Genomic DNA, 10766 nt, shown 5'->3' with positions numbered 1-10766 from the left:
CTGCGAGAGGTTTTCGTGAACCGTCAACGCGAGCGCGACGCTACCCGGGTCCAGCACGTCGCTGCGCAATTCGATCAGACGCATGCAGGTTCTCCTTCCGATCCGGCGTCGGTCGACGCATCCCGGTCACGCGCTGCCGCGCCGTCATCGGTCGCGACCGGCTCGGCCATATCCGGCACCGCCACGGCGTCCGCCTGCGTGTCGTCGTCATCTTCGAACGCAAGCGACAACGTGTCGGTTGCCGACAGCCGCACCGTTCGCAGCATGCGGCTTTCCGCACGGGCGGCCAGCACGCCGCGCGCGACGGTGGGCATCACGTACTGACGCAGCATGTCGCGCACCGCTCGACCGTTGGCCGGGTGCTGCGCGACCGCCCGCGCGATCCAGCCCGCCACATCGTCGTCGACTTGCCAGCCGAGGCCGGTTTGCGCAAGCCGCTGGCCAATCTCATCGAGCGCCTGATGCGCGATGCCCGTCAGCGCGTCGAGATCGAGCGGCCGGAACACGACGACCTGAATCCGCGCCAGCAGCGCCGCGGAAAAGCGCCCTTGCAGCCGCTCGCGCACCAGCGCCTCGAGCTTTGCCTGCGACACCCCCGGATCGGCCTTGCACGACGCCTCGATCTCGGCATCGCCGAGATTGGTGGTCAGCAGGATCAAACTGTTGCGAAAGCTGATGCGACGCCCGTCACCGTCTTCCATCCAGCCCTGGTCGAACACCTGATAGAAGACTTCGTGCACGTCCCGATGCGCGCGATCGAACTCATCGAGCAACAGCACGCTGTATGGCTTCTTGCGGATCGCCTCGGTCAGGCGCCCCCCTTTACCGTAGCCGACATAACCAGGCGGCGCGCCCTTCAGCGTCGATACCGTATGGGCTTCCTGGAATTCGTTCATGTTGAACTGCACGAGATTGCGGTCCCCGCCGAACAGCAGTTCCGCGAGCTTCGCAGCCGCCTGGCTCTTTCCCGTGCCTGTCGGCCCCGCGAGCAGCATCACGCCGAGCGGCCGCTGTGGATCGCCGAGACCGGAATGCGACACGTGCAGCGCGTAGGCGATCGAGCGCAGGCCGCCTGCCTGCCCATGAATGCACTCGCCGAGCAAGCGCTCAAGATCCACGATCCGCTGCGCCTCATCTTCCGCAAGCTGCGTGACCGGCACGCCGGTCCATTCCGCGAGCACTTCGGCGATCACGTGCTCGTCAACCCACGGCCGCACCCGGCGATCGGCGCTGATGCGCGCTGCCAGCGCCCCGTCGCCGTCCACGTCCGCCGCCGACGTCGCACGCATCCGGGCGAGCCACGCGTTCACTTCCTCGCGCTGCGTCTCGACGACGCCTTCGAGCGTGCGGGCCTGCCGCGCGAGACTGTCTCGCTGCGCCTCCAGATCCGCTTCGTCACCCGGCGTCGACACCCCCATCCTTCGGTCGTTGGCCCGCCAGCTGAGGGTCTGCCCGATCGCAAGTGCCTGCTGCGCGAGCCGCTCCAGTTCGGCCGGCGCGCAGTTCTGGCTCATCGCGACCCGCGCACACGCGGTGTCCAGCAGGCTGATCGCCTTGTCCGGCAGTTGTCGTGCCGGCAGATAGCGGCGCGACAGCGCGACGGCGCTACGCAGTGCCGCATCGATGATGTGGACGCCATGGTGCTCCGCGAAGCGCGGCGCGATCATGCGCAACATATCGACGGCAACGGTGTCGCTCGGTTCCTCGACAGGCACCGCCTGAAAACGCCGGACGAGCGCGGCGTCCGGTTCGATGTACTGCTTGTATTCGGACCAGGTGGTCGCCGCGACCATCCGCAATTGGCCCCGGGCGAGCATCGGCTTGATCAGGTTCGCGGCATCGCCCGTTCCGGCCGTGCCGCCGGCGCCGACCAGCGTATGCGTCTCGTCGCAGAACAGGATCACAGGATTCGGCGCGGCCAGCACTGCATCCATCACGGCCTTTAGGCGCTGCTCGAATTCACCGCGCACGCCCGCCCCCGCCTGCAGTCGCGCCAGATCCAGCGCCCACACCTGCGCACCTAGTAGCCCGGGCGGCACCACGCCCACGTGGATCTTCTGCGCCAGCGCCTCGACCACGGCCGTCTTGCCCACGCCAGCCTCGCCGACCAGGATCGGGTTGTTCTGGCGCCGTCGCGACAGGATGTCGATCACGGTCCGCAATTCGTCGTCGCGACCCACGACCGGGTCCAACTCGCCGCGTGCCGCCTGATCCGTCAGGCAGGTCGCCCATTTCGCCAGCGCGTCGCCTGACGCCGCCCCGTCGGCGCGCAGGTCGTCGTCGCGTTGCGACGGGCTCTCGGTCGCCTCGGGCCAACCCGAGGCAAGCGCCTCGTAGCGCTTCGCAATCTCGTCGATCGTCGCGGACGTGATGCCTTGCGCAATACGCTGCTGAAGCCAGCGGCGCGTGACATCGTCATCCAGCCACGCAAGCAGCAAATGGCCGGAGCGCACCTTGCCCGACGGTGCGGCGACCTGGCTCCAGATCACGGCCGGGCCGACGCTGCGCTCGAGCGATGCAGAGATGTCCTGCAGCGACTCGCCGCCCGCGGCGAACATATCGAGCGCCTTCTCCAGCCGGCGCTTCACTTCGCCGACGTCATGCCCCCATTCGACGAGCAGCTTCGCGAGATCGCTCTGATCGCGCTGCAGCAGGCACAGCGCCCAATGATCGAGATCGATGAAGGTGTGCCGCCGTGACCGCCCCAGCGCCGCAGCGTCGACAAGGGCCGCATAGGTGGTGCGGCCTAGACAGTTGAAGATACGTTCGCGATTCACGTCGAGTCCCGCAAAGATTCGTAGATGGTTAGAGTGTGCAGTGCGTCATTTGGTCGAGACCACGCATCGACGCCGATTCGCATGCGCCCAACTTTCCCGGCCAGCTCAGGGCGCGTCCGCACCTGAACCTTGATGACCGGGTCAATCCTTCCGTCGACGAAATCCGCCGCGACCGCGCATACCGCCATTGCAGCCGCCGAGCGACGTTGCCAACGGTAAAACTCATCGGCCTCAATGGGGCCGATGACGATCTCCATCGAGTGCTGAACATCCCAGATTCGCGCGCCGAGCCGCCATGCTCCGAGCCGCCGGCCGCCGCGAGACGCGGGCGGCACGGAAATCCAGCGCCCGTGGCGCGGCGTGACCCGAAGCGGCACGCGAAAGTAACGGGCCAGCATGCGCTGCAGGTCAGCCAGCGAGCGGCGCGGCGCGCAATACACGCCCGGGAACGCGCGCCGGCATACCTGCGCGTGGCACGTCGCGGCGTCGTCGCCAGCCGGCGCATTCGCGTTCGCCAGTGCGGTAACCCGCTCGACGAACGCATTGCGCGCGCGCTCGTAGCCGAGCACCGGGTGCATTGACGACCACGCCAGGTAATGCAGCCACGCGAGGTCGCCGCAGGCGACGTTGACGAAGCGCTCGAACGCCGCGTTGCGCTCGAAGCGCTTCTCCTCCATCGCATGCTCGGTCACGTGCAGCGGCAGCGGACCATACGGCGCGAACAACCCGAAATGTCGCTGGACGATGTTGACCCGCGGGTGATCGTCCGTCTCGACAAGACGGGCTTGTTCGATCCGCACGCTCGCCACTTCCGTGCTCGCGAAATGCATCTCGGCCGACTGCTCGATACGCAGCCACGGCGGACTGCGCTTCATGAGCCGCACCGCCCCCCTCGTCCGCGCTCCAGCACCTCGACACGGCGCATCAGCTCGAAGAACGTGCGGTTCGGCGTGAGTGCCCGCTTGATGCGTGCCAGTCTCACTGCAGCCTCCCGTCGCCCGTGGTCGTGTTCGCGTGAAAGCTGGCCGCTTCGCCGTCGAGCTTCACGACCACCTCGATGCCGTCGTTGAGCGTCGCGGCCTCGGCGAGCGCCTGCGCCAGCACGCGACCGAACAGCCAGCCGCCGCGGTCCGAGTGCGCTGATTCGTCGATATCGATCTCGACGCGCGCCGCGCGCACTAGCGCGAGCGGCGTCAAACGGCCCGCCGCGATGAACCGCGCGCCAAGATGAACCGAGCGCAAACTGTCGATCCGCTGCCGGTCGAGCACATCGTCGCGATCGGCAGCGAGCTGCAATTGCCGGATCACGCGCGCAGTGACGTCCTGTGCTTGTCCGGTACGCAGCGCGAGCGGGTTCTGGCCGAGGTGCGATGTGGCATCCCAGCACGCGTCGGCAGGCGGCATGCCGCGCGGTGTGCTCGCGGGCCACAGGCATTCGATGCGCCGCACGGCGACCGGATCGAGCAGGCTCAGCTCGGCGTCCAGCAGCGCCGACGGCCGCCAGTCTCGGTCAGCCACATGCGCCTTGCCGGCAATCGACGCGATGTCGTCCAGCTCAACGGTATCGTCGAACGTCGACACGGCAATCAGGTCATGGCTCGCAAGCGGGTCCGAGCGGTCGCGCCGCGCGCCGTCGGCAACCAGCCCGTTCTCCCGGCGCAGGCTGTAGCGGATCGACTCGTCGCTCTCCTCGTATCCGCCAGTCTCCAGCACCGAGCGCGCCGTGTGCGACTGACCGTTGCTTTCGCACACGCGCACTTCGGTCAGCCCCCCACAGGTGATGGGCGGCCGGCGACATCCGGTCGACCGGAATCCATTGCTCGGTCAGATTAGGGTCGTAGGGCACCGGGTCGAAGCGCTTCGGATACAAATTGATCACCGGCGTCGCGAACAGGCGGAACTGATGCGCGTCCACTTCGCCGACGAGGCCGTTCGGCACCTGCTTCAGCGCGAAAAACAATTCGAACGATCGGGCGGACGGGTCAGCTGCGGCAACGGGTGCGAGGGCATCGAGATAGACGCCGAGCAGCCGCGTCGGCTGTGCGAAGTATTCACGCAACACGCGCAAGCCGGGCAGCCCGCCAAAGTCCGGCGGCAATAGCGCTTCGGCGTCGTCGATACCGGACATCCGGATGCCCGACAACGGCAGCGTCAGCACTTCATCGCCACGCGGGGTTGGCACCACCGCATACCACGCACCGCTCGACGCGAGCAGTGCCTGATGGAGTGCGTACGCCCGCGGCAGATCGCCGGCCAGGCTCAAGTGCAGCGGCGCGAAACCGGCTTCGCCGCGACCCAATTCACCGACCGTCGCGATACCCTCCAGCTCGAAGCGAAAATGCAGCACCGCCTGCGACGACGCAAGTTGCTGCGCGAGCAGCGCAGGCAAGCCGTTCACGCTCCGGCTGCACTCGACCTTCGAGATCCGCAATGGCAGTAGCGTCACGTCGCGCGCCGTTGCGAACGTGACTGGCAGCTTGCGGCCGGGCATGCGTGCCGAGACCAGCGAGCCGCGCGGCAGCACACTGCCACGAAAGGCTTCCGGTGAATCCAGATCAGGATGAAAAGCAAAAGTCGAAATCGCGGGCGTAGCCGCCATGAACAAAGGGCAGACACGCCCGAGCGCCTGCTGCGCAAATTCCGCGCATTCGCGATCGAGGCGTGTCTGCACCCGCGCCGACAGGTACGCAACACCTTCAAGCAACCTCTCGACGAACGGATCGGTCACTGCATCCGGATGCAGGCCGAGCGCCGATGCGACTTGCGGGTGCTCCTTCGAGAAGCGCGTGCCCGCATCGCGCAACTGGCGCAGTTCGTCGTTGTAATGGTCCAGGAAGCTCATGATCATTCGCCGTTCATCAATCGCCGACCAAACTGAAAAAACCATCCAGATAGTCGAGCGCGAGGCTCACCCTGATTTCAGCTCCATCGTCGCGAGCTGTTGTAAAGATGTCGAAGTACACCGTCTGCGGTGCCTGCCTGACGCCGCCGCTTCTCGGCTGCACCCTGGTTCGCGTGCTCTCCACACGCGGCTCAAAACGGCGTATCACTTCGCCTATGTGCGAAGCGGTATGCACCGGATCGATCCGGGTGGCGCCCGCAACCTGCAATGGCGGGCAGCCGTAGTTCAGCACCGAATACGCGGCCGGACTGTTGTCCGAGACGCCGAGTTTTCCGCCGCGCAGTGCACAGTTCATCAACTCGACCAGGTGATGTCCGACCACTTCCTGGAGCGAGTCGCGACGGAACCGCTTCGACAGCTTGTTATAGAGTGGATGCGCGCTCACATGCGTATTCCTGCGTGTCCCGTCCTAGGCCGAAACACGTCCATGGTCTGCTCGAATTAAAGATGCATGCCGGTTTAGATCGGTGCGTTCAGCTTCAGGTCATAGCCGGCCTTGATCACCGCGCCCATCGTGCCGTCGTTGCGCTGCTCGCGGTACTCGAACTCGATCTGGGCGAAGTTGATCTTGATTTCGTCCGTCGGCAGCACGTTATCGACTTCGCCACTGCCGTGGCCGAGCAGCGAAAACGGCATGTTGCCGAGCGTACGGAACGACGAAACCAGGCCGCTCGCGAACGAAATCGTGAGGAATTCCTGCTGCCCCTTGCCAGACTTGCGGCAAATCAGCTTGGCGCTGGCGATGTGGTCGCCCGTCGCGCACATCAGGAACAGCTTCGGCGAGGCCTTGTTCGACACCATCCGAAACTCGAAATCCTTCATCTCCACCTTTCCCGCGCCACCACCACTGCCGAAGCCCCACCGGCCCGAATTTTCTTCGGCCCATTGCCAGCTCTGAATCTGGATCAGGCCCGGATACTGCTGATCCGTCGACTCGCCTTCAACGCCGTCGATCTGCAGGAAATAATCCACCAAAGCATTCGCCATAATTCGATCTCCTAAATTAGCTAAACAAATTCAAAAACCCACCGTGAATGCAGCTGTTCAACGTGACGCCATCGACTGCGATGCCATCACGCGACGTTTCGAAAGACGTCGTCCATCGCGAGAACGGGATCCGAGACCGGCCGTTGCCGGTCAGGTTCCCGATTCCTGCCTGGCCGACGGCAGCTTCGAAACCAGTCGAAGGGACACGGTCAACCCCTCCAGCTGGAAATGGGGGCGCAGGAAAAATTGCGCGCGATAGTAGCCCGGGTTTTCCGGAATCTCGTCGACGACCACCTCGGCGGCCGACAGCGGGCGCTGCGCCTTGGTGGTTTCGCTCGAGATGGACGGGTCACCGTCGACGTAATTCATCAGCCAGTCATTGAGCCAGCGCTGCGTGTCCTCGCGCGACTTGAACGAACCGATCTTGTCCCTGACGATGCACTTCAGGTAGTGCGCGAAACGGCAGGTCGCGAAAATGTACGGCAGCCGCGACGACAGGTTGGCGTTCGCCGTCGCGTTGTCGTCTTCGTAAATCGCCGGACGATGCACGGTCTTCGCCCCAATGAACGCGGCGGTGTCGGAGTTTTTCCGGTACACGAGCGGCATCAGGCCAGACTCCGACAATTCATGCTCACGTCGATCTGAGATCGCGATTTCTGTGGGGCAATGCAACTCGATCTCGCTATCCTGCGATGGCAGAACGAACTTGGGTAACACCTCAACCGCACCTCCAGATTCGATGCCACGAATCTTCGTGCACCAGCCATAGGTTTTGAACGCACGGGTAACGTTTGCACCCATTGCATATGCGGAATTAGCCCAGCAGAAATCTTCCGCCCGATTCGGGTCGACCTTTTCTTCGAAGCCGAACTCCTCCACCGGATGCGTCTTCGGGCCATATGGAACGCGTGCTAGAAAACGTGGCAAGGTCAGCGCCAGATACCGGGAATCATTGCTCTCTCTCAGACGACGCCAGAACGTGTACTCGGTCGACGTGAATATCTTGGAGACGTCACGCGGATTCGACAACTCGTTCCAGTTGTCCATTTGCAGCAACCCAGGTGCAGCTGCTGCGATGAATGGAGCATGCGCGGCCGCCGCGATCTTCGACATCTCTGTCAGGACCGAGACGTCTTGTACGCTGTGGTCGAACTGATAGTCCCCAATCAAGCAGCCGAAAGGCTCGCCACCAAATTGACCGTATTCCTGCTCATATATCATCTTGAAGATGGGGCTTTGGTCCCACACGACGCCTTTGAAGCGCCGCAAGGTCTTGGCGAGGTCAGCCTTCGAGATGTTCAGGTAGCGAATCCTGAGGCTCTCACTGGTGTCGGAATTCGACACGAGATAATGCAGACCGCGCCATGCTCCCTCGAGCGTCTGGAATCGCTTGTTGTGCAAAACTTGCGTAAGTTGATCGGAAATTTTCTTATCCAATTCCGCAACTAGCTGCTCAATCGTCTGAGCAACATCCTCCCGGACCACCACCTTGTTCCGTCGTGCGTACGTAAGCAGCGTTTCAACCGCGCTTTGGACCGCCTCGGCGGCCTCGCTCGTCCTCGGTCGGAACGAACGACGGAGAATGTCCTTCAGATCGCCATCCACGACGACGCGTCCGGCAGACTCGACTGACGGCACTGCTTGGGGAAGCATGTTCATTTCCCCTCCTGATTCGGCGCCGGATCGTCTGAAGGTGCACCTGAAGTGGATGACTCGGGGATAACGCCTCCTTCACTCGACCATTTTGGATTTTTGAGCAACTCGTGAATCAGATCCTCGGCCGCAGCCTTCCCGTCCATATACGTCAGCAGCTCCTTCAAGCGATTGCGCGCCTCGAGCAGGGTCGACAACTCGGGGATCCGCTTGACGACTTCGGCGGGCTCAAACGAATCCATCGAAGTAAAGGTGAGATCGATCGGGATCAGTGTCCCATCGTTGGTCAAGACGTTTTTCACGTGATAACTCAGCGAAGGGGCAATCTGTGACATCCGTTCATCGAAGTTTTCCACATCGATCTCGGAGAACCGACGATCTTCGACCGGTCCCAGCGGCTCCACGTTGTCACCAGACAAGTCCGCCAACACGCCTGCCACAAAAGGAAGTTCGACCTTCTTCTGCGATCCGTAGATCTCAACGTCGTACTCGATCTGCACTCGAGGAGCCCGACTCTCCCCGATGAACTTCTGCCCGTCCTTCTGACGCACCATGGCTCCCACCTCCTCAATAAGACATGTGATTTACTCGGCTGAACCGGACGGCCTTTCAAGTTTGGCCGCAAGCGCTGCACCATCTAAATAGAGCTCTGCTAGCAAATCCGCAAATCCTGCGCCGAGCATGCGCTGAACGCGCGATAGGAAAATCGGCGCAGGATGACCGGGCTCGTGGACACGGAAATACTCAACAATGTGACCAAGCGCGATCGCCACCTCTTCTCTCGTCGACAGTACGGATCGACTATCGAAATCCTCAACACGTGTGCTTGCACTGCATTTGTGAGCAGAAGTCCCGTCAGACGGCGCGGCCGCTGCATCAACCCGTGGACCAAGCGCCCCAAGCGCCCTGTCGAGCAGATCAAGAACCCGGGAAATGTCGACGACTTGTTTCTCAGGAATCAATGCCCTCTCAATTATTACTAAGGATTCCCTAATTTCTCCAATAACATTAATCGCCCTTTCTTGAGAAGCCTGATCCCATATAGCGGAGTCCACCATTCCGCAGACCAGCTCATTCACCGTGACATCTTTCCCTTCGAGAAAGGCGTTGCCGATCTGATGAAGGAATTGAGGGCCGGCGATCCACCCAAGATGAAGCGCATGGATTTCACCAGGCGACTCGTCAGACTGGGCCCGAGGATAGATCTGCTCGGTTGGAAGAACCATGATTGCGGCAAGGCACTTGATACCGTCGACCAACCCAGCAACGCCTCGCCTAGCCATGCAGGCTCGCAAGTACCAAATCGCCACCCTGATATCACTTGCCTCCTTCAAAAGAAGAACGCAAGCGTTTTCAATTGAAGCCCATTGAAATGGGCTTTCACCTTTTCTTGGGGGCGCATCCCCAACTGAGTCATACTCACAAATCGCCGCATTGATCTGAATGAAACGCTCATCAAAATCCAATGCACCGAGTTCTGACTCATTCTCCATCAACTCACCCACAGCCACAGCGCCACCTCCTTACCTCTGCAACAAGTCAATTTACCTCAGAGTCAAAGCAACACTGGTCGAAACTTAATAGATTCCAGAACTCATTCACGGCATCACAGCTTGACTAAAGCCCGGGAGCCTCGTCCACACGCAACCCCACAACCACCCGAGCTTGCCCCTTCAATCAGACCGAACGGCAATGTCAAGTCGCTTGCCCCTCAACCAACAAACCCCGTCCCTCGCCTTGAATTACACAACAACACAAGCACTATCAGATTTGACAACAACCCAAACCAATAACCTCACCCAATAAGGATACGCCCAAATTAGAAACAATTCGGCTTGGATCGAGGCATTTATCAACAAACCACTCGGAATCGACCTCTTCGAAATATCTACATACCAATAGAGCAACTACTCTAGTTTGCGCGACGAATATAATCCACGCCCATCATCAAACGCAAGTCAAATTCTGAAAAATTTCGAGACCCAACAGCACCACGACAACTTGACTTTCTCAAGAAAACACGTACTCACTTAACACACAAATTGCCATAATGGACCATTATGTCCATAAACCCATCTGTTTTTCACACATCCCCCTCCATACCAATTGAATTGAAAACACACAATAATTAATCCAACCAAGTATCGGTAATAATTACGCCACACCATAGGATGGGTTAAATATCCCAACCCTTAATTTGACCACTTCGACTGCAGCAAATACAACATCAACAATTAGCAGAATGGACAAAATGGTACTTTACGTCGCCACGTTACTATCTTCGCGCCCCAATAATCGCGGTTTTGGCCAGCCAGGCCCGACATGATTCTCGCCCCCAGGCGCAGTCATGATCCAGGGGGGTGCCCCTATGTGTTTCGTCAAGCGTTAGGGGCTGACTTGGGTTGGTAAATGGTGCCGTCGCGCAGCATGGCGAACAGGACGTCGCA

The 10766-nt window shown here is 61.1% G+C and carries 6 protein-coding genes and 2 pseudogenes; all 8 read right to left on the bottom strand.

From position 1 onward, the window contains the following. Window positions 1-74: 74 nt before the first annotated feature. The 8 genes and pseudogenes from tssH to HWX00_RS36375 all read right to left on the bottom strand — a co-directional run bounded on the left by tssH (window position 75) and on the right by HWX00_RS36375 (window position 9812). Window positions 75-2777, bottom strand: coding sequence for a type VI secretion system ATPase TssH (tssH, locus tag HWX00_RS36410; RefSeq protein ID WP_175029351.1), 2703 nt, complete (start codon window positions 2775-2777; stop codon window positions 75-77). Then, window positions 2774-3702 (bottom strand): annotated as a pseudogene (locus HWX00_RS36405) (type VI secretion system baseplate subunit TssG). Before HWX00_RS36405 ends, tssH begins: the two are co-directional and overlap by 4 nt. Before the next feature lie 53 nt (window positions 3703-3755). Next, window positions 3756-5619, bottom strand: a pseudogene (gene tssF, locus HWX00_RS36400) (type VI secretion system baseplate subunit TssF). Between the two features lie 16 nt (window positions 5620-5635). After that, a complete protein-coding gene (locus HWX00_RS36395; RefSeq protein ID WP_175029350.1) occupies window positions 5636-6064 on the bottom strand; it encodes a GPW/gp25 family protein in 429 nt (142 codons plus the stop codon). A gap of 74 nt (window positions 6065-6138) precedes the next feature. Continuing rightward, window positions 6139-6666 carry an Hcp family type VI secretion system effector gene (locus HWX00_RS36390; RefSeq protein WP_059970683.1) on the bottom strand — a complete coding sequence of 176 codons (528 nt, stop codon included), beginning with the start codon at window positions 6664-6666 and terminating at the stop codon, window positions 6139-6141. A 150-nt stretch (window positions 6667-6816) separates the two neighbouring features. Continuing rightward, a complete protein-coding gene (gene tssC / locus HWX00_RS36385; protein ID WP_175029353.1) occupies window positions 6817-8319 on the bottom strand; it encodes a type VI secretion system contractile sheath large subunit in 1503 nt (500 codons plus the stop codon). A gap of 2 nt (window positions 8320-8321) precedes the next feature. Beyond that, a complete protein-coding gene (gene tssB, locus HWX00_RS36380) occupies window positions 8322-8873 on the bottom strand; it encodes a type VI secretion system contractile sheath small subunit (RefSeq protein WP_226194373.1) in 552 nt (183 codons plus the stop codon). Between the two features lie 30 nt (window positions 8874-8903). Next, the gene (locus HWX00_RS36375) at window positions 8904-9812 is read right to left on the bottom strand and encodes a type VI secretion system protein TssA (RefSeq protein WP_175029352.1); all 909 of its coding nucleotides are present in this window, start codon (window positions 9810-9812) and stop codon (window positions 8904-8906) included. Window positions 9813-10766 lie beyond the last annotated feature (954 nt).

The sequence above is a fragment of the Burkholderia seminalis DSM 23518 genome, assembly GCF_902832885.1.
In the GTDB taxonomy this organism is placed as follows: domain Bacteria; phylum Pseudomonadota; class Gammaproteobacteria; order Burkholderiales; family Burkholderiaceae; genus Burkholderia; species Burkholderia seminalis.
Note: the sequence above shows the minus strand (reverse complement) of the source record. Positions and strands in the feature narration are given on the sequence as shown.